Origin of the sequence: Flavobacterium sp. FlaQc-57, assembly GCF_044007395.1 — a bacterium.
Classification (GTDB): Bacteria; Bacteroidota; Bacteroidia; order Flavobacteriales; family Flavobacteriaceae; genus Flavobacterium.
The window spans coordinates 1,160,537-1,184,938 of record NZ_JBIPDA010000002.1 but is presented as its reverse complement, the minus strand read 5'-3'; the positions used below and the strand labels follow the sequence as shown (position 1 = coordinate 1,184,938).

At 33.6% G+C, this 24,402-nt stretch carries 25 protein-coding genes and 1 riboswitch; of the genes, 14 read left to right on the top strand and 11 right to left on the bottom strand.

What is annotated here, in order from left to right; all coding sequences use genetic code 11:
* Positions 1 to 87 precede the first annotated feature (87 nt).
* Both rpsB and tsf read left to right on the top strand, forming a co-directional pair.
* Positions 88 to 855 carry a 30S ribosomal protein S2 gene (gene rpsB / locus ACHRVZ_RS11020; RefSeq protein WP_395422459.1) on the top strand — a complete coding sequence of 256 codons (768 nt, stop codon included), beginning with the start codon at positions 88 to 90 and terminating at the stop codon, positions 853 to 855.
* 136 nt (positions 856 to 991) lie between these two features.
* Positions 992 to 1,954 carry a translation elongation factor Ts gene (gene tsf / locus ACHRVZ_RS11015; RefSeq protein ID WP_395422457.1) on the top strand — a complete coding sequence of 321 codons (963 nt, stop codon included), beginning with the start codon at positions 992 to 994 and terminating at the stop codon, positions 1,952 to 1,954.
* Between the two features lie 206 nt (positions 1,955 to 2,160).
* Here tsf and ACHRVZ_RS11010 read toward each other — a convergent pair whose 3' ends face one another.
* Entirely contained in the window at positions 2,161 to 4,266 is a 2,106-nt protein-coding gene (locus ACHRVZ_RS11010; RefSeq protein WP_395422456.1) for a M3 family metallopeptidase, read from the bottom strand.
* Positions 4,267 to 4,459: 193 nt separating this feature from the next.
* Here ACHRVZ_RS11010 and ACHRVZ_RS11005 point away from each other — a divergent pair, with 193 nt between their 5' ends.
* The 10 genes from ACHRVZ_RS11005 to ACHRVZ_RS10960 all read left to right on the top strand — a co-directional run bounded on the left by ACHRVZ_RS11005 (position 4,460) and on the right by ACHRVZ_RS10960 (position 13,009).
* Entirely contained in the window at positions 4,460 to 5,125 is a 666-nt protein-coding gene (locus ACHRVZ_RS11005) for a queuosine precursor transporter (RefSeq protein WP_395422455.1), read from the top strand.
* Positions 5,126 to 5,140: 15 nt separating this feature from the next.
* On the top strand, positions 5,141 to 5,713 hold the full coding sequence (locus ACHRVZ_RS11000) for a DNA-3-methyladenine glycosylase I (RefSeq protein WP_395422453.1): 573 nt from the start codon (positions 5,141 to 5,143) through the stop codon (positions 5,711 to 5,713).
* A gap of 122 nt (positions 5,714 to 5,835) precedes the next feature.
* Positions 5,836 to 5,932: riboswitch (TPP riboswitch) on the top strand.
* A gap of 65 nt (positions 5,933 to 5,997) precedes the next feature.
* On the top strand, positions 5,998 to 6,204 hold the full coding sequence (thiS, locus tag ACHRVZ_RS10995) for a sulfur carrier protein ThiS (protein WP_394773731.1): 207 nt from the start codon (positions 5,998 to 6,000) through the stop codon (positions 6,202 to 6,204).
* 145 nt (positions 6,205 to 6,349) lie between these two features.
* Entirely contained in the window at positions 6,350 to 8,173 is a 1,824-nt protein-coding gene (gene thiC, locus ACHRVZ_RS10990; RefSeq protein ID WP_395422451.1) for a phosphomethylpyrimidine synthase ThiC, read from the top strand.
* 52 nt (positions 8,174 to 8,225) lie between these two features.
* On the top strand, positions 8,226 to 8,813 hold the full coding sequence (locus tag ACHRVZ_RS10985; RefSeq protein WP_395422450.1) for a thiamine phosphate synthase: 588 nt from the start codon (positions 8,226 to 8,228) through the stop codon (positions 8,811 to 8,813).
* A complete protein-coding gene (locus ACHRVZ_RS10980; protein ID WP_395422448.1) occupies positions 8,780 to 9,535 on the top strand; it encodes a hydroxymethylpyrimidine/phosphomethylpyrimidine kinase in 756 nt (251 codons plus the stop codon). The genes ACHRVZ_RS10985 and ACHRVZ_RS10980 overlap by 34 nt, the downstream gene beginning before the upstream one ends.
* Positions 9,525 to 10,163: a thiamine phosphate synthase gene (locus tag ACHRVZ_RS10975; protein WP_395422447.1), complete on the top strand. Its 639-nt coding sequence runs from the start codon at positions 9,525 to 9,527 to the stop codon at positions 10,161 to 10,163. Before ACHRVZ_RS10980 ends, ACHRVZ_RS10975 begins: the two co-directional genes overlap by 11 nt.
* On the top strand, positions 10,144 to 10,920 hold the full coding sequence (locus tag ACHRVZ_RS10970; protein ID WP_395422446.1) for a thiazole synthase: 777 nt from the start codon (positions 10,144 to 10,146) through the stop codon (positions 10,918 to 10,920). Before ACHRVZ_RS10975 ends, ACHRVZ_RS10970 begins: the two co-directional genes overlap by 20 nt.
* 155 nt (positions 10,921 to 11,075) lie before the next feature.
* Positions 11,076 to 12,203, top strand: a complete 1,128-nt coding sequence (thiH, locus tag ACHRVZ_RS10965; RefSeq protein WP_395422445.1) for a 2-iminoacetate synthase ThiH — start codon at positions 11,076 to 11,078, stop codon at positions 12,201 to 12,203.
* A gap of 95 nt (positions 12,204 to 12,298) precedes the next feature.
* Positions 12,299 to 13,009, top strand: coding sequence for a HesA/MoeB/ThiF family protein (locus tag ACHRVZ_RS10960; protein ID WP_395422444.1), 711 nt, complete (start codon positions 12,299 to 12,301; stop codon positions 13,007 to 13,009).
* Here the strand turns inward: ACHRVZ_RS10960 and ACHRVZ_RS10955 are convergent.
* From ACHRVZ_RS10955 to ACHRVZ_RS10940, 4 genes are all read right to left on the bottom strand, one after another.
* A complete protein-coding gene (locus ACHRVZ_RS10955) occupies positions 13,006 to 13,800 on the bottom strand; it encodes an MOSC domain-containing protein (RefSeq protein WP_395422442.1) in 795 nt (264 codons plus the stop codon). The genes ACHRVZ_RS10960 and ACHRVZ_RS10955 overlap by 4 nt on opposite strands.
* 6 nt (positions 13,801 to 13,806) lie before the next feature.
* Complete coding sequence (gene aat, locus ACHRVZ_RS10950; protein ID WP_395422441.1) at positions 13,807 to 14,442, bottom strand: leucyl/phenylalanyl-tRNA--protein transferase; 636 nt, start codon at positions 14,440 to 14,442, stop codon at positions 13,807 to 13,809.
* A 91-nt stretch (positions 14,443 to 14,533) separates the two neighbouring features.
* Positions 14,534 to 14,905: a DUF3127 domain-containing protein gene (locus tag ACHRVZ_RS10945; protein WP_017497965.1), complete on the bottom strand. Its 372-nt coding sequence runs from the start codon at positions 14,903 to 14,905 to the stop codon at positions 14,534 to 14,536.
* Positions 14,906 to 14,935: 30 nt separating this feature from the next.
* Positions 14,936 to 15,811, bottom strand: a complete 876-nt coding sequence (locus ACHRVZ_RS10940; RefSeq protein ID WP_395422440.1) for a flavin reductase family protein — start codon at positions 15,809 to 15,811, stop codon at positions 14,936 to 14,938.
* A gap of 161 nt (positions 15,812 to 15,972) precedes the next feature.
* Between ACHRVZ_RS10940 and ACHRVZ_RS10935 the strand changes: the two genes are divergently transcribed.
* Positions 15,973 to 17,124, top strand: a complete 1,152-nt coding sequence (locus ACHRVZ_RS10935) for a sensor histidine kinase (protein ID WP_395422439.1) — start codon at positions 15,973 to 15,975, stop codon at positions 17,122 to 17,124.
* 142 nt (positions 17,125 to 17,266) lie between these two features.
* On the opposite strand, the gene ACHRVZ_RS10930 is transcribed toward ACHRVZ_RS10935, so the two are convergent.
* Together ACHRVZ_RS10930 and greA are read right to left on the bottom strand one after the other, a co-directional pair.
* Positions 17,267 to 17,656 (bottom strand): HIT family protein, encoded by a 390-nt coding sequence (locus ACHRVZ_RS10930; protein WP_395422438.1) that lies wholly within the window; start codon positions 17,654 to 17,656, stop codon positions 17,267 to 17,269.
* Positions 17,657 to 17,722: 66 nt separating this feature from the next.
* Positions 17,723 to 18,199: a transcription elongation factor GreA gene (greA, locus tag ACHRVZ_RS10925; protein WP_121326925.1), complete on the bottom strand. Its 477-nt coding sequence runs from the start codon at positions 18,197 to 18,199 to the stop codon at positions 17,723 to 17,725.
* Positions 18,200 to 18,354: 155 nt separating this feature from the next.
* On the opposite strand from greA, the gene ACHRVZ_RS10920 reads away from it, so the two are divergent.
* A complete protein-coding gene (locus tag ACHRVZ_RS10920; RefSeq protein WP_395422437.1) occupies positions 18,355 to 18,768 on the top strand; it encodes a Rieske (2Fe-2S) protein in 414 nt (137 codons plus the stop codon).
* A 55-nt stretch (positions 18,769 to 18,823) separates the two neighbouring features.
* On the opposite strand, the gene ACHRVZ_RS10915 is transcribed toward ACHRVZ_RS10920, so the two are convergent.
* From ACHRVZ_RS10915 to pnuC, 4 genes are all read right to left on the bottom strand, one after another.
* Entirely contained in the window at positions 18,824 to 21,013 is a 2,190-nt protein-coding gene (locus ACHRVZ_RS10915; protein WP_395422436.1) for a TonB-dependent receptor, read from the bottom strand.
* A gap of 266 nt (positions 21,014 to 21,279) precedes the next feature.
* Positions 21,280 to 21,684: an alternative ribosome rescue aminoacyl-tRNA hydrolase ArfB gene (gene arfB / locus ACHRVZ_RS10910; RefSeq protein WP_395422434.1), complete on the bottom strand. Its 405-nt coding sequence runs from the start codon at positions 21,682 to 21,684 to the stop codon at positions 21,280 to 21,282.
* Positions 21,684 to 23,798: a DUF4301 family protein gene (locus ACHRVZ_RS10905; RefSeq protein WP_395422433.1), complete on the bottom strand. Its 2,115-nt coding sequence runs from the start codon at positions 23,796 to 23,798 to the stop codon at positions 21,684 to 21,686. Before ACHRVZ_RS10905 ends, arfB begins: the two co-directional genes overlap by 1 nt.
* A complete protein-coding gene (gene pnuC, locus ACHRVZ_RS10900; protein ID WP_395422432.1) occupies positions 23,759 to 24,382 on the bottom strand; it encodes a nicotinamide riboside transporter PnuC in 624 nt (207 codons plus the stop codon). The genes ACHRVZ_RS10905 and pnuC overlap by 40 nt, the downstream gene beginning before the upstream one ends.
* Positions 24,383 to 24,402: the final 20 nt, after the last annotated feature.

Here is a 24,402-nt window from a genome sequence, read left to right as displayed (position 1 = left end):
AGGAAATAGTTTAGCATCTAAATGTATAAAGCCTGGGAAACCGCCATTTATACATTGCTAATCAACAGAACGTAAACTAGTACAAAAATGGCAAACAAAATAGAAGTTAAAGACTTACTAGAAGCAGGTGTTCACTTTGGACACATGACTAGAAAATGGGATCCAAATATGGCTCCTTACATTTATATGGAGCGTAATGGTATTCACATTATCAATCTATATAAAACTGCAGCAAAAATTGAAGAAGCTAATGAAGCTTTGAAAAAAATCGCTGCATCAGGTAGAAAAATCTTATTCGTAGCTACCAAAAAACAAGCAAAAGACATCGTTGCTGAAAAAGCAAAAGCTGCAAACATGCCTTACATCACTGAAAGATGGCCTGGTGGAATGCTAACTAACTTTGTAACTATTAGAAAGGCAGTTAAAAAAATGTCTTCTATTGACAAAATGAAGAAAGATGGTACTTTCATGACGTTATCTAAAAAAGAGCGTTTGCAAGTTGATCGTCTACGTGCTAAATTAGAGAAAAACTTAGGTTCAATCGCTGACATGTCTAGACTACCAGCTGCATTGTTCGTAGTAGATATCAAAGCTGAACACATCGCAATAAAAGAAGCACAAAAATTAAACATTCCAGTTTTCGCAATGGTTGATACGAATTCTGACCCAAGAGAGGTTGATTACGTTATTCCTGCAAATGATGATGCTTCTAAATCAATTGACAAAATTTTATCTTTAGTTACTGCTGCTGTAATCGACGGTCTTTCTGACAGAGGTTCTGAAAAAGAAACTGAAGTTTTCACAGAAGAAGCTGCGGCTCCTGCTGTTGAAGCTGCTCCTGCAACTGAAGAATAAATCAAATTTAAATTCCAAATTTTAAATTTCAAATTCCAAACACAAATTAAAAACGTTATGTTGATAATTTAATAAAATTGGAATTTGGAATTTAAAAGCTGGAATTTTTACTTTTAACATTAAAATTCAAAATATTATGGCAACAATTACTGCTGCAGACGTAAATAAATTAAGACAAACTACAGGTGCCGGAATGATGGACTGTAAAAAAGCTTTAGTTGAAGCTGAAGGAGATTTCGATAAAGCTATACAAAACCTTAGAGAAAAAGGACAAAAAGTTGCTGCTAACCGTTCTGACCGTGAGTCTTCTGAAGGAGCTGCTGTTTCTTTTATCAATGCTGACAATACTAAAGGAGCTATCATCACTTTAAACTGCGAAACAGATTTCGTAGGTAAAAATGAGGCTTTCGTAACTTTGGCTAAAGAATTAGTTGAAAAAGCGATCAATTTCTCTTCTAAAGAAGAATTCTTAGCTTCAGATTTCAATGGTATTACTGTTGCTGAAAAATTAATTGAGCAAACTGGTGTTATCGGTGAAAAAATCGAAATCGGTGGTTTTGAAATTTTAGAAGGTGCTTTCGTTGGATCTTATGTTCACGTTAACAAAATTGCTGCATTAACTGCAATTTCTGCTGCAATTCCTAACGCTGACGTTTTAACTAAAGATGTTTCTATGCAAGTTGCTTCTATGGGAGCTGATACATTATCTTACAAAGATTTTGATCCTGCTTTCGTTGAATCTGAACTTGCTGCTCGTATTGCTGTAATCGAAAAAGATAATGAAGAAGCAAAACGTTTAGGAAAAACTTTAAAAAATGTTCCTAAATACATTTCTTTCTCTCAATTAACTGAAGAAGTTTTAAAACAAGCTGAAGAAGATGCTAAAGCTGAATTAAAAGCTGAAGGTAAACCAGAACAAATTTGGGATAAAATTATTCCTGGAAAAGTTCAACGTTTTATCTCTGACAATACTACTTTAGATCAAGAGAAAGCTTTGTTAGATCAAAACTTTATCAAAGACGATAGTAAAAAAGTTGGCGATTACGTTAAAGGATTCAACGTTGAAATTACAGGTTTCAAAAGAGTTACTTTAGGTTAATATATTATTTCAATATTTAAAAAGCCCGAATATTAATTTATTCGGGCTTTTTTTGTTTCTATACTTTTCTAGCTCATTTAGGCAATTGACTAGTTTATTATTAAGCCGTAATTATTTTCTTAAAGCTTTTTAAATCTTTAAAATGAGTCACAAAAAAGTCCCTGCGTAAATATTATTACGCAGGGACTTTATTAAAAACTTCTCTATTATTTTTTATCCTTAATCGGGAAATTCCTAGCTCGCATTAAAGCATCAGATTTAGGAGCTCTACCTCTAAAATTTTCATACGCTTTTTCCTGATCTATAGTATTACCAACGCTAAAAATATTATCATAAAGACGTTTAGCCACATCTTTATCATATGGACCTTTTCCTTCTGTAAAAGCTTCCCACGCATCTGCATTAATTACATCAGCCCACAAATAACTATAATATCCTGCGGCATATCCATCATCAGAAAAAATATGTCCGAATTGCGGAATTCTATGGCGCATTACAATTTCTGATGGCATATGAAGTGCGTCTAATGTTTCTTTTTCAAATTTGTGAGGATCGATAGTTGTAGTTGTCAAGTGAAGTTTCATATCAATCAAAGAACTTGAAATTGTTTCAACTGTTGCAAAACCTTCATTGAAGTTCGCTGCTTTTTCAATTCTATCCACTAATGATTGTGGTAATGGCTGATTAGTTTTATAATGCAAAGCAAATTTATTCAACACTTCAGGCGTAGCTAACCAATGCTCTAGTAATTGTGAAGGAAATTCTACATAATCTCTTGCCACGTTTGTACCTGATAAGGTTGGGTAGGTCACATTAGAACATAATCCATGAAGTGCGTGTCCAAATTCATGAAACAAAGTCGTAGCATCTTCCCAAGAAATTAAAACAGGCTCATTTGCACTCCCTTTTATAAAGTTACAATTGTTAGACACAATTGTTAAAACCTCGCCGTCCATTCCTTGTTGATCGCGGTAAGCATTCATCCATGCTCCAGAACGCTTTCCAGCACGAGCATACGGATCAAAATACCACAATCCAACAACTTTGCCGGTTAACTTGTTACTTACCTCCCAAACGCGTACATCAGGATGATAAACGGGCACATTCGTGATTTGCTTAAAGCTTAAATTAAACAACTCGCCAGCAACCCAAAACATACCCTCACGCAAGTTTTCTAACTGCAAATAAGGCTTAACTTCATTTTGATCTAAATCATATTTTGCTTTTCTAACTTTTTCAGCATAATAACGATAATCCCAAGGTTGAATTTTAAATTTACCTCCTTCAGCATCAACAATTTTCTGCATTTCAGCAACATCCTGATGTACTTTTTCTACAGCCGGCTCCCAAACTGACATCATTAAATCCAGGGTCTTCTTAGGGTCTTTTGCCATTTTATTAGACAAACTCCAATCAGCAAAAGTAGGAAAACCTAATAATTTAGCTTTTTGAGTTCTCAATTGTAAAATAGAAACAAGTGTTGCATTATTATCGTTTGCATTACCGTTATCTCCACGTTTTACAAAAATATCAAACGCCTTTTCTCTTAAATCTCTCCGTGTCGAAAAAGTTAAAAACGGCTCAATAGACGAGCGTGTATTTGCAACACACCCCATAACATCAAGTTTTCTATCTTTTGCCTCAGCAATAGCAGCATTTTTTACCTCAGTAGGCAAACCATCAAAATCACTTTCTACTTTCAATGCAACATATTGATTATGCTCTTCTGCTAATAAATTCTGGCTGAACTTTGTAAAAAGGCTCGCTAATTCCTGATTAATTTTAGTCACTTTTTCTTTGTCCTTGTCATTCAATTTAGCACCCTCACGAACAAAATCGGTATAATACAACCAAACTAAACGTTGCTGTTCACTAGTTAACTTTTTACTTTCTTTTGAATTATACAAAGTTTCAATTCTTGTGAATAGCTTTTTATTCTGATAAATTTTATCATTAAATTCAGAAAGCTTTGGAGACATTTCTGTCTCAACACTATCAAATTCTGGAGTACTTAATGTAGACCCATAAATTCCGTAAACAGCATAAATTCGCGACATTGCTTTTCCAGAACGTTCTAAAGCTGCAATAGTATTATCAAAAGTTGCTGGTTTAGGATTACTGGTTATAGCTTCAATTTCATTCAGTTTATCCTGAATTGCAAATTCAATTGCCGGTTTAAATTGCGATACACTATACTCATTAAAAGCTGGAACTCCTCCGTAAGGCCCCGGCCATTTTTTAAGTAACGGATTATCAGAATTAGATTGTGCATTAGCTGCAAATAAAGTTGTTCCCATGAGAAAAATTGTCATTAATTTTTTCATTATCATTAAATTGATTTAATATAAAATAAAACAGATTATTGTTTCAAATGTAACTAAAAATCATCAATCAAAAGAAATTTTTAACTTTCAGATTACCGTAAAACAGTACTTTAATTTAAAAGTAATACATTCCAACTTATAGAGAAATAGCTTAAATTTGAAACATTATTTACCAAATCACATGTTTAAAACCAGAAAAGAAATTGTTTTTGTAATTCTAGCCGGCATCTTTATAACAAATGCTGTTGTGGCTGAACTTATTGGAGGAAAATTAATTCAAGTGGGACCATTTGTAATGAGTATCGGAATTTTACCATGGCCCGTAGTTTTTCTAACTACAGATTTGATCAATGAATATTTTGGAGAAAAAGGTGTCAAAAAACTATCTTTCATTACCGCTTGCCTAATTGCTTATGCTTTTATTATATTATTTATGGCAATTGTTATTCCCGCCGCAAAAGGAATTAGCCCAGTAAATGACGAACAGTTTCAGGCCGTTTTCGGACAAAGTATGTGGATAATTATAGGTAGTTTAATTGCTTTTATGGTATCTCAATTAATCGACGTTTGGATTTTTTGGTTCTTCAAAAGACGAACTGGAGAAAGAAAAATATGGCTAAGAACAACTGGGTCGACTGTAATATCGCAACTATTTGACTCTTTTATTGTACTTGGAATTGCTTTCTGGTTACCCGGAAAAATCAACTTTGACACCTTCATTTCATCAGCTTTAACAGGATATATTTTTAAACTAACGGTTGCTGTTTTACTTACTCCTCTAATTTACGCAGGACATCACTGGATCAAAAGCTATTTAAAAGGAGACTCTTCTCATAAAGAAGATTAAAAAGATTTTAGCATTATGAAAAACGAAAATCAAATTCGATGTGGCTGGTGCTCAGCAAGTGATTTATATAAAAAATACCATGACGAAGAATGGGGCGTTCCTGTTTATGACGATCCTACTCTTTTCGAATTTCTAATTTTAGAAACTTTTCAGGCTGGACTAAGTTGGATAACAATCTTAAATAAACGAGAGAACTTCAGAAATGCTTTCGACCATTTTGATTATAAAAAAATAGCCGATTATCCAGAAGAAAAAATCGAAGAATTACTTCAAAACACAGGCATTATTCGCAACAAATTAAAAGTCCGTTCGGCAGTTACAAATGCGCAGGCATTTATAAAAGTACAGGAAGAATTTGGAAGTTTCTCTAATTATATCTGGAAATTCACGAACGGAAAACCCATCAATAACAATCCTAAAACCTTAAAGGACGTCCCTGCTACTACTCCACTTTCAGACGAAATTAGTAAAGATCTAAAAAAAAGAGGCTTTAAATTTGTCGGTTCAACCGTGATTTACGCGCACATGCAAGCCACCGGAATGGTCAACGATCACGTACAAGATTGCTTTACTCGAAAAGGGAAATAGTCTCAGTCACAGTCACAGTTTTCAGTTTTCAGTTTTCAGTTTTTTAAAATCTGATATTTTTAAGTTAAATACTGAAAACTGCGACTGAAAACTGAAAACTTAAAAAAAAACATTATATTTGCTTCACACTTTAGGGGTGTCTACAACTTGTAGGCTGAGATTTTACCCTCTGAACCTGATCTAGTTCATACTAGCGTAGGGAAAAGTAAGATGACTTCTGCGCGCATTTTTATGCGTTTCTGTAGCCATTCCTAAAGTATAACTATATACTAAACTGAAAAGGAATGGAACTAAAAATCAACCAACAAATTAAACAATTCAATGCTGAATCGCTAAGCGTTCAATCATTGCTCGATCTCGAAATTCCAAACAAACAAAACGGAATCGCCGTTGCCATTAACAACACCGTTGTTCCAAAAATCAATTGGAACCAACATCTCGTACACGAAACTGACGAAATCTTAATTATTTCTGCCACACAGGGCGGATAGTCCCTATAGCTATCGGGATAAATTCCAATTAGAAATTCCAATTCAAATACAGTGTGTAGACGCACTGCTGTGCGCCTCTACAGAAAAAACAAACGCAAAAAAAATCCGCAATCAAAATCAAACTTGAAACCTGAAACAAAAAATTATGACTACAGAAGAACAAATCTCAAGAACCCCTTTTCCTAATTCAAAAAAAATATACATCAAAGGAGAAATTCACCCTATAGAAGTCGCTATGCGCGAAGTTATTCTTAGCGATACAAAACTTTCTAATGGTGGAATCGAAAAAAATCCAGCGGTAACAATTTATGATACTTCCGGAGCTTACACAGATCCAAATATCGAAATTGACATTAGAAAAGGATTACCCCGCTTGCGCGAAAATTGGATTTTAAATCGAAATGATGTTGAAATTCTGGAAGAAATAACTTCTGATTATGGGCAAACCCGATTAAAAGACGAAAGTCTAAATCACCTTCGTTTTGAATATTTACATCAGCCAAAACGAGCTAAAAAAGGTGCCAATGTAACCCAATTATATTACGCTAAACAAGGTATAATTACTCCAGAAATGGAATATATCGCGATTCGTGAGAACCAGCGTATCGAACTTTTAAACGAGCAAACCAAAGCAATGCGATGCCAGCACAACGGACATAGCTTTGGCGCCAACACTCCAAAAAGCAAAATCACTCCAGAATTCGTTCGCTCTGAAGTGGCCTGCGCAAGAGCCATAATTCCCAACAATATCAACCATCCAGAAAGTGAACCTATGATTGTTGGACGTAATTTCTTAGTCAAAATAAATGCGAATATTGGTAACAGCGCAGTAACTTCAAGCATCGAAGAAGAAGTTGAAAAGGCCGTTTGGGCCTGTCGTTGGGGCGCTGATACCATTATGGATTTATCAACAGGAAAAAATATTCACGAAACGAGAGAATGGATTATTCGTAATTCACCAGTTCCAATTGGTACGGTTCCAATATATCAGGCATTAGAAAAAGTAAAAGGAATTGCTGAAGATTTAACTTGGGAAGTTTTTCGCGATACTTTAATCGAACAAGCTGAGCAAGGCGTTTCATATTTTACAATTCATGCCGGAGTTCTACTTCGTTATATTCATTTAACAGCAGATCGCGTTACCGGAATTGTTTCGCGCGGTGGATCTATTATGGCAAAATGGTGTTTATTTCATCATAAAGAAAACTTCTTGTACACACATTTTGAGGAAATCTGCGAAATCATGAAACAATATGATGTTGCTTTTTCTCTAGGCGATGGTTTGCGTCCGGGCTCAATTGCTGATGCCAATGATGCAGCTCAATTTGCCGAATTAGAAACTTTAGGAGAGCTTACAAAAATCGCTTGGAAACATGACGTTCAGGTTTTTATTGAAGGTCCGGGTCACGTACCCATGCATATGATTAAGGAAAACATGGACAAGCAATTAGAACATTGCAACGAAGCTCCATTTTACACACTTGGTCCGTTAACTACAGATATTGCACCGGGTTACGATCATATTACATCTGCCATTGGAGCAGCAATGATTGGCTGGTACGGCTGCGCAATGTTGTGCTATGTTACACCAAAAGAACACCTTGGTTTACCCAACAAAAAAGATGTAAAAGACGGAGTGATAACTTATAAAATTTCCGCTCACGCAGCAGATTTGGCCAAAGGTCATCCAGGCGCGCAATACCGTGATAATGCTTTGAGCAAAGCCCGTTTTGAATTCCGCTGGGAAGATCAATTCAACTTGTCATTAGATCCTGATACCGCAAGGGAATTTCACGATGAAACGCTTCCTGCTGATGGTGCAAAAGTGGCTCACTTTTGTTCAATGTGTGGACCAAAATTCTGCTCGATGAAAATATCTCAGGAAATTAGAGATGTTGCTGCTGCAGAAAAAGGAATGCAGGAGAAGTCAGAAGAGTTTATTGAGCAAGGGAAAGAGATTTATATCTAGAATTTTAGAAAATAGAGGAAAGAACATAGAAGAAAGACCATAGAAGAAAGATATGATTGTAATCTCTAATCCTTTTGTTGTTGCAAATGAAATCAAAATAATCCATTCTTTATTTGTCGAAGGATTGGATTTACTTCATATTCGGAAACCTAATTTTTCTAACATTGAAATGGTGGAATTTCTCCATCAGATAAAATTAGAATATCGGTCGAATCTGGTTTTACATAGTCATCATCAATTGGCAGAAGATTTGGGAATTAACAGAATTCATTTTTCCGAAAAGGACAGAACGAATAGTTTTTTAATTAATCCAGATCAAAAGACATTTTCAACATCGACACATTCAATTGAAGATTTCAATGCATTGGAAAACTTTAATTACGCTTTTCTAGGCCCTGTTTTTACAAGTATTTCTAAGGAAGATTATCATCCGAAAGAAAACCATTTTGAAGCATTAAAATCAAAAACTAATAACAAGACAAAAGTCATCGCTTTGGGCGGAATTGATTCTGAAAACATCAAAAAAACACTTGAAAATGGCTTTGACGATGCTGCGCTTTTAGGAACTATTTGGAACAATGAAAACCCAATAAAACAATTCAAATTATGTCAGAAAATCGTCCGTTCGTGCTTTCTATAGCTGGTTTTGATCCTTCTGGAGGTGCAGGTGTTTTGGCAGATATCAAAACATTTGAACAGCATCAGGTTACCGGATTTGCAATTGCAACCGCCAATACCATTCAGACCGAAAATGAGTTTCATCACATTGAATGGATAAGCTTGAGTTTTGTAATTCGTTCTATTGAAACGTTGTTCCAAAACTATGCAATAAGTGCAGTAAAAATCGGAATTGTTCCTTCTTTGCATTATTTAAACCGAATTCTTTCAACCATTAAATTAGTATCTCCAACAACTAAAATTGTTTGGGATCCGGTTATAAAGTCTACTACAAAGTATGAGTTTATGAAACTTGAAAACGATTTAGAATTAAACAAAATAATAGCAAAAATTGATTTGATCACACCAAATTACAATGAAATCGATGTTTTATTTCCTGGTTTTATTTTAAATAAATTTTGGTTGCAAAATAAAATTCCAACCGCCATTTTGTTAAAAGGAGGACACAGCAAATCTGAAATTGGTGTTGATCGCTTATTTCTTAAAAATGAGATTATTGAAATGCTTCCTTCTCAAAAAAAATGTTCCGAAAAACATGGTTCAGGATGTGTTTTATCATCCGCAATCGCCTCAAATCTCGCATTAGATCAGACTTTACAAAAAGCCTGTAAAAACGCCAAAACTTACATAGAAAAATACCTGAGTTCAACTTCAACATTAATCGGATACCATTATGTACCATAAACTGCAATACATCTCACAAGGAAATACAATCGAAGAACAATTGTACAATATTCATCAGGCTTTAGACGCCGGATGCGATTGGATACAAATGCGATTTAAAAATCAAACCGCTAAAAATACTTTTGCTTTAGCGGAAGCTGTAAAGTTTTTATGCGAAGAATACTTGGCCAATTTCATTGTAAACGACAATCTTTATCTCGCACAACAAATCGCTGCTGATGGAGTTCATCTTGGTCTTTCAGACATGAAAATTGATCAAGCCAGAGCTATTTTAGGCGATACTAAAATCATTGGCGCAACAGCAAATACTATTGAAGACATTCTAAATCACATAAAAAATGGCTGTGATTATATTGGTTTGGGACCTTTTAGATTTACGGAAACAAAAGAAAAATTAAGCCCGATTTTGGGGTTATCAGGATATTTTAAAATCCTTGAAGAGCTAAAAAAACACAGCATTCAAATTCCAATTTATGCCATTGGTGGAATTACATTAAATGATATAAGCCCTTTAATGGAAACTGGAATACACGGAATTGCCGTTTCCGGAATGGTCACAAGAAGTGATGAAAAAGAAAAATTAATTCAACAATTAAACGAAAAATTATATGCAAACGTCATTGTTTAATATCGGAGACAAAAGCTTTAAATCGCGTTTGTTTTTAGGAACCGGCAAATTTGGTTCGAATACCGAAATGGAAGAGTCAATTTTGGCTTCAGAAAGCGAATTGGTTACTGTTGCTTTAAAACGCATCGATCTTGAAACAGACACTGACGCTATTCTATCTCATTTAAAGCATCCTAATATTCACTTATTGCCAAATACTTCAGGTGCCAGAAATGCTAAAGAAGCAGTTTTTGCTGCTCAATTAGCGAGAGAAGCTCTCGAAACAAACTGGGTAAAATTAGAGATTCATCCTGATCCAAAGTATCTAATGCCTGATCCTATTGAAACCTTAAAAGCGACAGAAGAATTGGCTAAACTTGGTTTTTTTGTTTTACCATATATTCATGCTGATCCTGTTTTATGCAAACATTTAGAAAATGCGGGAACAACGGCAGTAATGCCTTTAGGCTCTCCAATAGGAAGCAACAAAGGATTAAAAACAATCGATTTTCTAGAAATTATTATTGAACAAAGCAGAGTTCCAGTAATCGTAGACGCCGGAATTGGAGCTCCCTCTGACGCTGCAAAAGCAATGGAAATTGGTGCCGATGCCGTTTTAGTAAATACTGCAATTGCTGTCGCCGGAAACCCAAAATTAATGGCTGAAGCTTTTGCAGCAGCCGTTATTGCAGGACGAAAAGCTTTTGAAGCTAAAATTGCTAATCAACAAAATCATGCGGTTGCTTCCAGTCCTTTGACATCATTTTTATATGACTAACCTATTTAACCGCAAAGTTTTTTTTACCGCAAAGTTCGCAAGGATTTTTCGCAAAGTTCACAAAGCTTTGCGAACTTTTCAGTCAAAAATAAAACCACATCTTAGCGAACTTTGCGTAAATCTTAGTGCTCTTTGCGGTAAAAAACACAATCCAAATGAAAACATTCAAATCGGTTTTTGAGCAATATGATTGGGATACTATTCAATCAAAAATATACCAAATCACATCAAAAGATGTCGAGCGTTCTTTGACTAAAACAAAACGAAATCTCGATGATTTTTTAGTTTTAATTTCTCCTGCTGCACAACCCTATCTGGAACAGATGGCCCAACAGTGTCATGAAATCACCAAAAAACGTTTCGGTAAAACGATCCAAATGTATGCGCCACTTTATCTAAGTAATGAATGCCAAAACATTTGTACCTATTGCGGTTTTAGTTTAGACAATAAAATTAAACGAAAAACCCTTTCTGATGCTGAGATAAAACTTGAAGTTGAAGCCTTAAAAGAAACTGGCTTTGATCATGTTTTACTGGTCACAGGTGAAGCCAATTATACTGTAAATATTAATTATTTTCTAAATGCGATTGCTTTAATTCGGAAACAATTTTCGATTATTTCGGTCGAAGTTCAACCACTTTCTACCGAAGACTATGAACGTTTGCATGAAGCAGGAGTTTATTCGGTTTTAGTTTATCAAGAAACCTATCATCAGGAAGTTTACAAAAAATATCATACAAAAGGTAAAAAATCAAATTTCGATTATCGGCTTGAAACTCCAGATAGAATTGGAAATGCCGGCATTCATAAAATTGGCTTAGGCGTTTTATTAGGTTTGGAAGATTGGCGAACGGATAGTTTCTTTAACGCTTTGCATTTAGATTATCTCCAAAAGAAATACTGGCAGACAAAATACTCGGTTTCATTTCCCAGACTTCGTCCCGCTGAAGGAATTATCGAACCCAATTTTATTATGGATGATAAAGATTTGACACAACTTATCTGCGCATATCGTCTGTGGAATGAAGATCTTGAAATCTCGATTTCAACGCGCGAAAATGAAAAATTTAGAAACAATATCATTCCGATTGGTGTTACCAGTATGAGTGCGGGATCCAAAACAAATCCTGGCGGTTATGTTGTCGATCCGCAATCTTTAGAACAATTTGAAATAAGCGACGAACGATCAGCAAAAGAAATATCTGAAATCATAACAAAATCAGGTTACGAACCCGTTTGGAAAGATTGGAACAAAGCTTATAGTCAAATGTTTGAAAGTTGAAAGTCATAAAGTCCAAAACTTTCCATTATAATCTGACTTTAACTTCCAGGACAACTTTTGACTTGATGACTTTCAAACTTTAAGATTTAATTAAAATGAGCATTATACAAGAATTTTTACGTTATAACAGACAAACCATTCTTCCAGAAATTGGAGATGAAGGACAAGAGAAGCTAAAAAAGGCTAAAGTTTTAGTAATTGGCGCCGGCGGTTTGGGATGTCCGATTTTACAATATATTGCAACGGCAGGAGTTGGTTTTATTGGAATTATGGACTTTGACACTATTGAAATTCATAATCTCCACAGACAGATTTTATATACAGAAAATAAAATTGGTCACGAAAAAGCTCTTGTTGCCAAAGAAGTTGTTTCAAAGCTTAACCCATTGATTGATGTTGTTGCAATTACTGAGAAACTGACAATCGAAAATGCATCACAAATTATTCAGCAATATGATATTATTGTTGATGGCTCTGACAATTTCACAACCCGATATTTGGTTAACGATACTTGTGTTCAATTTCAGAAACCTTTAGTTTACGGAAGTATTTTAAAATTTGAAGGTCAAATTGCTGTTTTCAATCATAATGGAAGTAAAAATCTTCGCGATTTATTTCCTGAAATGTCAAACCCAAAAGATGTTCCGAATTGTAATTTGAATGGCGTTTTAGGAACATTGCCCGGAATTATTGGCACAATGATGGCGCATGAAACGCTTAAATTAATTTTAGATTTGCCAACGCTCAAAAATGAAATCGTAATTTTTAATACACTGAATTGGAGTTTTACAAAATTAAATTTCTAGAACACAATTTTATCACCAACGCTGATAATTCCGGAATTTAAACTCACAATATTAGTTCCGAATAAAACCGAATTATTTACATTTCTGTATTTACTTAACGTTTTTAGAGGCTCTTTTTTTAATTTACCGTTTTGAGGATCATTATTAACCATAATACATCTTCCACAGGGTTTTATGTTTTTAAATTGAACTTCTCCAATTTTAAAAGTATGAAAATCATCCTCTTCATGAGGATTTTTACTGCTTATTACAATGTTCGGGCGAAATCGTAAAATGGTAATTTTATCTTCTAATTTTTCATTTAAAAAATCCAGACTTTCTGTTCCTATTAATAAATAAGGATAACCGTCGGCAAGACTTACATTGAAGGTTTCTTTTAATCTGGAACTTTCGTGTTTACGATTTCCAATTTGGAGAATTTTCACCAATTTGCATTCAAAGCCCAAGTGTTTGCTAAACCATTTTGAAGTTTCTTGATTTACCTCAACAACTTCACTTTTATCATCCCAAACATTCACTTCTAAAGCGGTTTCTAAATGTTCACTAATAGAGAATTCATGCTTTTGGTCCTGAAAAGTAACACTTAATTTTCCATCAGAAATTTGTGGATAAAACTGACTCATAATCCTGTGTTCTCTCTGAGTTAACATTTGATTTTCAGCATCGATCAACATCCATCGACGATCGTTTTCAAATCCCATTTCTTCAGCTTTGGCATTCATACAACTAATTCCTGCCAAACTTTTTATCGGATAAATATAAATCTCTTTAACAACATGAACTGAACCCATTTTCCCTTACTTTTTTAAAATAGACATAAATTCTTCGCGATCAATTTCACGACAGCCTAAACTTTCTAAATGCGGATTATAAACCTGACAATCTAATAGCTTATAATTATTTTCTCTTAAATAATGTACTAAAGCAATAAAGGCAACTTTTGAAGCATTGGATACTTTTGAAAACATACTTTCGCCACAAAAAACGTGTCCTAAATCTATTCCGTACAAACCTCCAACCAAAACGTCATCTTGCCAAACTTCAACAGATTTTGCAACTCCATCCTCATTCAATTTGCAATATGCATCGATCATTTCGTTTGAAATCCAAGTTCCGTCTTGACCGTCACGCTTAATTTTTTGACAATTCGAAATTACATCTCTAAAATTTTGATTAAAAGTAACTTTAAACTGATTTCTGTTCAAAATATTTCGCATACTTTTGGACACAATCAATTCATCCAAATACAAAACCATTCTAGGATCTGGCGACCACCACAAAATAGGCTCTCCTTCATTAAACCAAGGAAAAACTCCGCTTTTATAAGCCAATTTCAATCGCTCCGGGTTTAAGTCACCGCCAATTGCCAGAATACCTTCTTCATCGGATTCTGAAACTGGAGGAAAAAACAGTTCTCTGGTTATGTAATACATCTTCTTAAAAAATTCGAATATAAAAAATTCCAAATCCCAAATACAAGCAAATGATTTGGAATTTGGAATTTATAACTTTAAGATTTACTTTTTAGAAAGGTAAATCGTCTGGTTCGTCTTCGTTTAAATTTGTTGCCGGAGCAAAAGCTTCCGCAGCTGGCATTGGAGGCGTTTGACCAGGACCTTCTGGTGCTAATCTTTCGATTCTCCAACCTTGAATACTATTGAAATATCTAGTTTCTCCTTGTGGATTAACCCATTCTCTTCCTCTTAAATTGATAGAAACTTTTACCGCTTCACCTTGTTTGTAGCTGCTCAATAAATCACATTTATCTTGAGTAAATTCAATCAAAATGTGTTGAGGATATTGCTCGTCTGTAGTAACAACCAACTCTCTTTTTTTGAATGCAGCACTAACTTGTTGCTCTGGGTTCACCACTTTTACTTTTCCTGTAACTTCCATCTTCGTCTATATTAATTATTGTTTCTATTCTTATTTTTTGGCTAAAAGCACTTTCCAAGCCGATGCAATATCGTCATTATTCAGATATTTTTTTGCTTCTAAATGAATTTTTTCCTGATCATCTGAGCTCAAAACTCCTTTCACTGAAAAATTTTCTTTCACAAATATACTAACTTCTTCCATTGTAGGCAAGGCTTCAATATTTCCTAATTTTCCGAGATCGTTCCCATTAAATACAGGACTTTCCTTGATATAATTCGGAATCACATCTACACCAACTCCTAAAGTTGTTAGTGGTTTTGGTACTTCAAAAAGTCCTTGATTAGATCTTGAATACCAGTTATTTCCTAATCTTGAAACCAAATCTATTTTATGCTGATCAATACCACCGTTTTCATCTAAAATAGATTCGTGGATATGAATTTTTACTACTTCACATAAAATCAAATTTCCTGCTCCACCTTCTGTTCCTAACGGAATAATCTGCGTGACTTTGCACTCAAACTGCACCGGAGACTCTTTTACTCGATAAGGTTTCACCAGATCAGACGGAATTTGTGTTAATCCAGCTTTTATAAATTCGTTTACACCTTCTCCATATTCTGTGCTTGCTAATGAAGTTTGTTGTACTAAATCATAATTAACCACATTTATTACCACTTCGCGAGTTGCTTCAACATTAATTAAAGTGTGCTTAACTGTATTGTCGCGAACACGTCTTGCCGGCGAAAAAACCAAAATTGGAGGATTAGCACTAAACACATTAAAAAAGCTAAAAGGCGACAAATTCGGGATTCCTTTTGCACTGATTGTACTTGCGAATGCAATAGGTCTCGGTCCAATTGCACTTTGTAAATAACCATGTAATTTTGCCGTTGGTATCTCTTTTGGATCGATGCTAATCATATATTTCCTTTTTTAACCGAATCTCATTTCGGCAACTACAAAAGTAGATAAATCGTTTAATTCGAAGAAATAGTTTTGGACATAAAAAACAAAAATCTTTAACGAATAACAAAATATAAAATGTGTTTATTTCGTTATATTTATACCTCAAAATGATATTTATGCCTTTTTCTGAGACAAGAAATACAACACGTTGGATTATTATTTTCATTTCCTTTCTAATCATATCTCTGATTCTTTGGAATACTTATACTTTTTTCCAAATTTTTAAAAATGAGGAACGACTTAAAATGAACATTTGGGCCAATGCTCAAAAAACAATTATCAATGCCGACGAATATACGGAGCTTGATTTACCTCTTGAAATTACAAACAGTAATACTTCTGTTCCAGTCATGCTGGTCATGTATGGAAAAATTATCAATTCTAAAAATGTTCCCGACCATATTCTAAATGACAAAAAAGAGTCTATGTCATTTTTGAAGAATCTAAAAAATGAAAATGAACCTATTAATATTGAGTATGCACCGGGAAAATTTCAGCAGATCTATTACGGCAATTCAGCTTTAATCAATAAGCTGAAATATTATCCTGTGGCATTATTATTAATCATTTTTATGTTTGGCGCTTTGATTTACAATTTTTACAAAAGTACTAAAATGGCCACTCAGAATAAATTGTGGGCCGGTATGGCAAAGGAAACGGCACATCAAATTGGGACACCTTTATCTTCTTTAATTGGTTGGGTTGAAATTTTAAAAACAGAAGAAATTGACCAATCGATTACTTTAGAAATCGAAAAAGACATCGACCGATTACAAACTATTACTGATCGTTTTTCTAAGATTGGATCTGTGCCTGTTTTAGAAGAGCATGATATTATTGTTGAAACATTAAGTACTTATGAATATTTGCAATCTCGTTTTTCTAAACAGGTTACATTCTCTTACAATGCTCCAAAAGACCCCGTTTTGGTTATGATAAACCCAACTTTACACAGCTGGACAATCGAAAATCTAATAAAAAATGCTATTGACGCAATGAAGGGAAAAGGAAGTCTAGACCTTCAAATTGAACAAGATGCTCATCATGTAAAAATAAACGTAAAAGATTCAGGAACCGGAATTCCGAAAAAGCAATTTAAAACCATTTTTGAACCTGGCTTTACAACCAAAAAACGTGGCTGGGGACTAGGCCTTTCTTTAACAAAGAGAATTGTTGAAGAATACCACAACGGAAAAATAAAAGTTTTACATTCTGAAATTGGAAAGGGTACTACTTTTCAGATTTTACTAAATAAAAAAATGCAGTAAAATAAATTACTGCACTTTTAATGTTTTTTTTTTATTTCTGAACGTTTTGTCAGGTAGAGCGAAGTCGAAACCTTTTATGTTCAATCAGGACTTAGCTTCGACTCCGCTCAGCCTGACATCCATCAAAGCAATTATTATTAAACTACAAATTCGCCTGAATGCTTTTAGCTAGAGCTTCAAATTCTTCTTTAGAAAGTGTTACTTTATTATGAAAACGCATTTCATCCATATGATTTAGCGGAATCAAATGTACGTGTGCATGAGGAACTTCTAAACCTACAACTGCCATCCCTACTCTTTTGCAGGGAACGGTTTTTTCTATCGCAATTGCAATTTTCTTAGAAAACTTCATTAATCCTAAGTACGACTCATCATCCATATCAAAAATCTTATCGATTTCTTGTTTTGGAATACAAAGTGTGTGTCCTTTAGCATTTGGATTCACATCTAAAAAAGCCAAGTAGTTATCGTCTTCGGCAATTTTATATGCAGGAATTTCTCCGTTTACTATTTTCGTGAATATTGATGACATTTTTTATTTGTTAAATCGTTTATTCGTTTATTTGTTTAACCGATTGTTAAACGTTAAACAATTAAATTAGTCTCTTGAAATTTCAAGAATTTCGAATTTCAAAACTCCGTTTGGAACCGTAATTTCGGCTACTTCACCAACAGATTTTCCTAGTAAACCTTTTCCAATAGGAGAAGTTACTGAGATTTTCCCTGTTTTTAAATCAGCTTCACTTTCGGCAACAAGCGTATATTTCATTTCCATTCCGTTGCTTTGGTTCTTAATTTTTACATTAGAAAGTACCAACGCTTTCGAAACATCCAATTGTGATTCGTCAATTAATCTTGCATTAGAATACACTTCTTCCAGTTTATTAATTCTCATTTCTAATAAACCTTGTGCTTCTTTTGCTGCATCATACTCGGCGTTTTCAGATAAATCACCTTTGTCTCTTGCTTCTGCTATATCTTGAGATGCCTTTGGACGCATTACACTTTTTAAATGCTCCAACTCATCTTTTAATTTTTTTAATCCTTCTGCTGTATAATAAGATACTTTACTCATAACTTCGTCGTTTATATAAATACAAAAAATCCCATCGGGACGGGATTTTGTATTACAAATATACTATTATTTTTAATAGTACATAATTATATGTTAATCATATAGAATTCAAAACTAAATAATTTATTTTTGTTTCACTAATTCTTATTAAAATAATGAAAAAATTCTGGATCTTAATTGTATTTGTTTCAATCCTTTTCTCTTGTAGTGATAATGGCATCAGTAACAAAAATCCTAACATACCAAATTACTCGGTTAATTTATCTATAGATATGAATTTGCCGTCTTATTCAAATCTTAAGTTTCCAAGTAATGGTGTTATTGTTCCAAATTTTGGAGCAAAAGGAATAATTATTTTTAACACAGGAAGCGGTTACAATGCTTTTGACGCAGCTTGCCCGAACCAACCTCTCACTGCATGCACTGCAATGACAATTAACGGAATAAACGCTGTTTGTTCTTGCGACAAATCAGAGTATAGTTTGTTTACCGGACTTGGAGGTAAAGAATACCCATTAAAACAATATCGTATTGAAGTAATCGGAACCGTGATTCACGTTTATAATTAAAATAAAAAAGCCTGAAAGTTTAAATTTTCAGGCTTTTTTATTTTTCAAAAATCTTTTAGAATTTTAACGTTATTCCCGCTAAGAAATTAATTCCAGCTTGTGGATAATAGTAAGGATAAATATCCCACATTGCTCCGTTTGAAACATATTTTTTATCAAGAATATTGTTTACTAAACCAGTAATCGTTATCGATTTAAAAATAGATTTTGGTTTGATTTCATAAGAAACATTTAAATCATTTACGAAATAATCAGCCAATTTAGCCGATGGTAATTCGATATTGTTCATGTATTGTTCGCCAACATATTTTTGTAATAATGCAATATGCACACTTTTTATCGGGCTGTAAACTATAATATTTCCTGCAATAACTGATGGTGAATAAGCAATATCAGTAGTTCCGTAAACTTGACCATCAACTGCCAAATCAACATTTTTATTACTGCTCAAAGTAACGTTTGGTCTTAAAATAAACTTTTCAGAAAGTTTAATTGTAGCATCGACTTCAAGACCTAAACGATAACTTTTTTCGCTATTTGCACGAATTGGATTTCCTACATCATCAAGTCTGCCAGTTAAGATCAATTGATCTTTGTACGCCATATAATATACGTTTGAAGTCAATTGAAATTTATCTGAATTGAATCTCCATCCTAATTCAAAATCATTTAGTTTTTCAGGTTTCACATTTCCGCCTTCATAATCGGTTCTGTTAGGCTCGCGATTGGCTCTTGCGTATGAAAAGTAAAGTGTATTTTTCTGGTTAATCTCGTAATTCAAACCTGCTTTTGGATTAAAGAAATTGAAATTATCATCAACTAATCCCGTTTCTTTACTATTGGCTTTATATTTTACATTTCTGTATTGTAAATCTCCATAAAAACTCAGCTTCTCTGTAAACTGATAATTTGCTTTTGCAAAAATGTTTCCGTCTGTTTTTGTCGAAAAATCATCATAGTAATGATTGCCCAATTCTGATTGCGCAGAATTTCTGGCCCAGATTACTTTTCCGTAATGATCTCCTTCGTATTTATTCCAACCTCCACCAATGATAACATCCAGTTTTTCATCTTTATATTTTGCTGAAAAAGTAGTTCCATAGAAATCATTATCTAACCATTTCTGACGAATTAAATCAGTTCCCGGTACTAGTTCTCCTAAATCATTTTCAACTTGTTTCGTAGGCTGAATTGGGCCATATCCTTCAATTGGTTCGTTATATTTATAATTTTCATAATAACCCAGTCCTTTTGTGTAATGCAAAGCTAAATTAGTGCTCCATTTATCAGAAAATGATTCACTCCAATGCAATTGATAATGGTTTTGATTATAATTGTCGGTTTCATTATCATAAAAATGTACATTTCCTGCTTCATCTTTATACTTTCCTGCAGAATTGTAAGTACGATTTGAATTTAATGTTTCAGCATCAATTCCATTCCATGATTGGTATGTTTTCTCTGTTCCACCAAAGACCAAAGCTTTTATTAAAGTTGTTTTACCAACATAAGTACCTTGTAAAAAATATGATTTTAAATCTGAGCTCGCACGATCTATATAACCATCAGATTTGATGGTAGACAAACGTCCTGCAAGTTCAAAATGATCGTTTAATAAACCTGTACTGAATTTTACGGTATTTTTATTTGAATTGAAACTTCCGTAAGAACTGGAAATTTCTCCGGTTGGTTTTGAAGCGTAACTATCTGTAAGCATATTTAAACTCGCTCCAAAAGCTCCAGAACCATTTGTTGAAGTTCCTACACCACGCTGTAACTGTAAACTCTCAACAGATGAAGCAAAATCCGGCATATTTACCCAAAAAGTTCCCTGACTTTCAGAATCATTATAAGGAATACCGTTGATGGTTACGTTTACTCTTGTTGCATCGCTTCCGCGGACTCTGATTCCGGTATAACCTATTCCGCCTCCAGCATCAGAAGTAGTGACAACAGACGGCAAATAATTCATTAAAACTGGAATATCTTGTCCCAGATTTCTAAATTTAATTTCTTTTTTATCCATATTACTAAAAGTAACCGGAGTTTTTGTAGTAACACGAACTGCCGAAACTAAAACATCATCAAGCTTATTGACTTTGGTTGAATCTTGTTCCTGTGAAATAGAAGAAAGAGAATAGAGGAAAGAAAATAGAAGAAAGAAAATAGACTTTTGGCTCAGCTTTGAACCTTTGTACCTTTGTACCTTTGTACCATTAGAAGTACCTAAAAAAAATGTTTTCATTCGTAAAGAATTACGAATAAAAGGGGGAATTATTCTTTGTTAAATTAATAAATGTTTCACGACAAAATATAGTGTGCACGCTAAAATTGTCGTTTTTTCCCTTAGCGACATTACTCGCTCAGGTTCTTTGGGTATGATCTCAGCTCGTTATTTAGAGCACCCCTTTGAGACAGTGCAAATGTAGTGTTAAAAAACAAATTCCAAAAATTAAATTCCAAATAGCAAAAACTCATTTTTTATATGATCTTCTCATTGGAATTTTGAATTTAATCTAAATTCGGCTTTCTTCTGGATTGTTTTATATCTGAGATATTCTTTTTGTCTTTGATTCTCTTCTTTATAACTGATTTTGGAATTTTAGTCGCTTTACGAATTTTAGGAACAAACAGTCCTTTTTTAATAATTTCTAAAAAACGTTTTACGACAATGTCTTTATTTTTAAGCTGACTTCTGTCTTCGTCACAATTTAAAATTAAGATATTCTCAGTTGTTAAACGCGGTGCAATATTAGTTTGTAAAAGCAATTTCTCTTCGTCAGATAAAGCCTGAGAAGCATTTACATCAAAAGTTAGAACCACTTTTGACGAAACTTTATTTACATTCTGTCCACCGGCGCCACTGCTTCTAACGGCTTTAAAACTTAACTCTGATATGATTTTTTCTATATCCATTATTGTGGTTGATGTGCCGCTTTTAATAAATCGTTTACTGTTTTTACAGGATTAAAGGTAATTAAAGGAACGGCTACAAATATGGTTAACCAATTTGCCATTGCCCCATTCCATAATCCAGGCAATTCGTAACTTTTAACTGTTTTTCCTTCAACACTTTTTTCGACAATAAAACCTGCCTTTTGATCTACAAATTTTAAGAGATCAAATTTTTCGTTTTTATAATTTTTGATTCCACAAACTAAATCAACGGGATTAAAATGTGTTGCTTCTGCTAAAATTTCCTGCTGCTTTTTGTTCGACAAATCGACTTGTGACGTTTCTACAATTTGCAGCGAAATCGAACCTTTTTCATTCATCACCCAAAACGGACCTCCGCCCGGTTCACCTTCATTTTTTACCATTCCGCAAACGCGAATTGGTCTGTTTAGCAAATCTTTAATTTTAATAATCTTGTTTTCAAAAGTAAATTTATTGAAATCTCTGCTTATCTCTATGTTTAAATTCTGCATCAAAAACGCCACAATTTCTTCGATATTGTTTTCTTTTACTTCTTGCTTTTCAATTGCATTCAAATAACCAAAAACTTTTTGCTGAACATCAACTAAAATACCAGCCAATGCTTTCTTATACAATGCAATTTTATCAATATGATTTTGAATTACGTTGTCGATATTTTTTATAAAAATAATATCTGAGTCAAGCTCGTTTAAGTTTTCAATTAACGCTCCGTGCCCGCCAGGTCTAAAAACCAATTTATTGTTTTTATCGCGAATAGGATTATTTTTTGAATCTACACAAATCGAATCTGTACTTTTATTTTGATACGAATATCCCACTTCAATTTTAACTCCGGAATCTTTCTCTACTTTTTCTTTAAGAACCTCAACCTCTTTTTCAAACAAAGTTTGATGGATTTCAGAAACAGTGAAATGCAAATTCGAAATTTGATTTGATGAAGCATAATGTACACATTCGTTCAAATGTTCTTCTATTGGATTTGCAATATGTTCTTTATATTGATGAAAAGGCAAAACTGCTTTTGGCTTGTTTGCAAAATCGAAATAATCAGAAGCTAACAATGTTTTTATAAAGTAATAATTTTTAAGATCTCCTTCAAGAGATTGAAAATCCGGATAAATCTCATTCAACTTTTTATCTACAGTTTCAAAAAAAGGAAATTTATCCATCGCTACTATAAAAATCGACAGCTCACTGTCTTTTTTTCTATTTATGTAGGCGTTTATAGTCTCTTTTTCAAAATCAAAATCATGCAAAAAAGCAGTCAAAAACTTAAACATTCTGCTTGCGGCTCCAGATGCAGGAACAAACTTTTTAAGCTTGAGTTTTGAATTTTGAGTATCGAAAAAATGAGCTTTTTTTTCAAAATCTTCTTCCGACAAATTTAAAATCCCGTTGTTAATTGTTGCCGGACTTATTAAATTGGTCTTTAGAATTCCGTTTTTAAAAATTTCTAATTGCTGCAATATTTTTTCAAAAGAAATTTCGTGATCATATATCTGAACAAAATCTGCAGACGAAATATTATGTTTCTTTGCAATAGCCAAACTATCAATAATAGCTGTTGCTTTTGCCAAACGACTTTCTTTATTACCAGACACCGTTATAAAAGGTTTATTGGTATCAATTAGGGTTTGTTTAAAAACCGAAAACACTGTTTCTCTTCCATCAGGAGTATCTCTAATATCATCTTTCTCCCAAGGAACATCAATATCTGTTAGAAAAAACAAGTCATATTCATGTTCTAATGCAGCCTCGTTTAAAAGCGGATCACAGAAACCATAATACATTTCAGAAAAAACTTTTGTAACCATCAAATTAGTGTCACAAAACAAATATTTTTTTGCCGACGCTAACTTTTGATTTTCTAATGCAACCTGACCGTATGCAATAGGCAACATATCATCGGCAACACAAATGTGTTGATTCTCTTCCCACTTTTCCTGCAAATAGTCGCGTGCAAACTCGGGAATCCATTCGGTTTCGTAGTATTCTGCAAGTTGTTTTGCTAAGGTTGTTTTTCCTGTACTCTCAGGACCAAATAATGCAATTTTTATGATAGCTGTTTTTTGCTGTCTAAGATTTTTTTCCATTCTAAATAAGCTGAAATAGCCAAAATTGTAAAAATTAAATATTGAAGTGACAGCATCCCTAAACCGCGATAGGCATAAAGGGGCACCACAATAATATCGCCAATAATCCAAAGTGTCCAGTTTTCGATTTTTTTCTTGGCCATGTACCACATTCCTGCAAAAAATATTCCTGAAGAAATCATATCTACATAATTGTCTTTTTTGATTTCATAATCGAAATATTTATAAATTCCGAAAACTACAAAAACAGTTACAAAAAACAATATAATCCCTATTAATTTTTCATTAAGATTCGTTCGTGTAATAGGCAAATTATCTTCTACTGTTCCTCCTTTTCCCCATATATACCAACCATAAATACTCATGATTGAAAAATATCCGTTGATGATCATATCACCAATATAACCTGCTATATACAGTAAGTAAACTGAAATAACTGTTGCAATTAAACCGGTTGGATATACCAAAATGTTTTCTTTTTTTGCAAACCAAACACTTAAAATTCCAAAAACAAAAACCAAGAATTCTAAAGCAATATGCCATAAAGGCGCATTTTTATAACTGTCTAAAAAAAAATCAATCATTAAGTTGGCTGTTTTTGGTT

Excerpts from the sequence above, each read along its gene's own strand:
- rpsB (WP_395422459.1), top strand. The coding sequence starts at position 88 with ATGGCAAACAAAATAGAAGTTAAAGACTTACTAGAAGCAGGTGTTCAC.
- tsf (WP_395422457.1), top strand. The coding sequence starts at position 992 with ATGGCAACAATTACTGCTGCAGACGTAAATAAATTAAGACAAACTACA.
- ACHRVZ_RS11010 (WP_395422456.1), bottom strand. The coding sequence starts at position 4,266 with ATGACAATTTTTCTCATGGGAACAACTTTATTTGCAGCTAATGCACAA.
- ACHRVZ_RS11005 (WP_395422455.1), top strand. The coding sequence starts at position 4,460 with ATGTTTAAAACCAGAAAAGAAATTGTTTTTGTAATTCTAGCCGGCATC.
- ACHRVZ_RS11000 (WP_395422453.1), top strand. The coding sequence starts at position 5,141 with ATGAAAAACGAAAATCAAATTCGATGTGGCTGGTGCTCAGCAAGTGAT.
- thiS (WP_394773731.1), top strand. The coding sequence starts at position 5,998 with ATGGAACTAAAAATCAACCAACAAATTAAACAATTCAATGCTGAATCG.
- thiC (WP_395422451.1), top strand. The coding sequence starts at position 6,350 with ATGACTACAGAAGAACAAATCTCAAGAACCCCTTTTCCTAATTCAAAA.
- ACHRVZ_RS10985 (WP_395422450.1), top strand. The coding sequence starts at position 8,226 with ATGATTGTAATCTCTAATCCTTTTGTTGTTGCAAATGAAATCAAAATA.
- ACHRVZ_RS10980 (WP_395422448.1), top strand. The coding sequence starts at position 8,780 with ATGTCAGAAAATCGTCCGTTCGTGCTTTCTATAGCTGGTTTTGATCCT.
- ACHRVZ_RS10975 (WP_395422447.1), top strand. The coding sequence starts at position 9,525 with ATGTACCATAAACTGCAATACATCTCACAAGGAAATACAATCGAAGAA.
- ACHRVZ_RS10970 (WP_395422446.1), top strand. The coding sequence starts at position 10,144 with ATGCAAACGTCATTGTTTAATATCGGAGACAAAAGCTTTAAATCGCGT.
- thiH (WP_395422445.1), top strand. The coding sequence starts at position 11,076 with ATGAAAACATTCAAATCGGTTTTTGAGCAATATGATTGGGATACTATT.
- ACHRVZ_RS10960 (WP_395422444.1), top strand. The coding sequence starts at position 12,299 with ATGAGCATTATACAAGAATTTTTACGTTATAACAGACAAACCATTCTT.
- ACHRVZ_RS10955 (WP_395422442.1), bottom strand. The coding sequence starts at position 13,800 with ATGGGTTCAGTTCATGTTGTTAAAGAGATTTATATTTATCCGATAAAA.
- aat (WP_395422441.1), bottom strand. The coding sequence starts at position 14,442 with ATGTATTACATAACCAGAGAACTGTTTTTTCCTCCAGTTTCAGAATCC.
- ACHRVZ_RS10945 (WP_017497965.1), bottom strand. The coding sequence starts at position 14,905 with ATGGAAGTTACAGGAAAAGTAAAAGTGGTGAACCCAGAGCAACAAGTT.
- ACHRVZ_RS10940 (WP_395422440.1), bottom strand. The coding sequence starts at position 15,811 with ATGATTAGCATCGATCCAAAAGAGATACCAACGGCAAAATTACATGGT.
- ACHRVZ_RS10935 (WP_395422439.1), top strand. The coding sequence starts at position 15,973 with ATGCCTTTTTCTGAGACAAGAAATACAACACGTTGGATTATTATTTTC.
- ACHRVZ_RS10930 (WP_395422438.1), bottom strand. The coding sequence starts at position 17,656 with ATGTCATCAATATTCACGAAAATAGTAAACGGAGAAATTCCTGCATAT.
- greA (WP_121326925.1), bottom strand. The coding sequence starts at position 18,199 with ATGAGTAAAGTATCTTATTATACAGCAGAAGGATTAAAAAAATTAAAA.
- ACHRVZ_RS10920 (WP_395422437.1), top strand. The coding sequence starts at position 18,355 with ATGAAAAAATTCTGGATCTTAATTGTATTTGTTTCAATCCTTTTCTCT.
- ACHRVZ_RS10915 (WP_395422436.1), bottom strand. The coding sequence starts at position 21,013 with ATGAAAACATTTTTTTTAGGTACTTCTAATGGTACAAAGGTACAAAGG.
- arfB (WP_395422434.1), bottom strand. The coding sequence starts at position 21,684 with ATGGATATAGAAAAAATCATATCAGAGTTAAGTTTTAAAGCCGTTAGA.
- ACHRVZ_RS10905 (WP_395422433.1), bottom strand. The coding sequence starts at position 23,798 with ATGGAAAAAAATCTTAGACAGCAAAAAACAGCTATCATAAAAATTGCA.
- pnuC (WP_395422432.1), bottom strand. The coding sequence starts at position 24,382 with ATGATTGATTTTTTTTTAGACAGTTATAAAAATGCGCCTTTATGGCAT.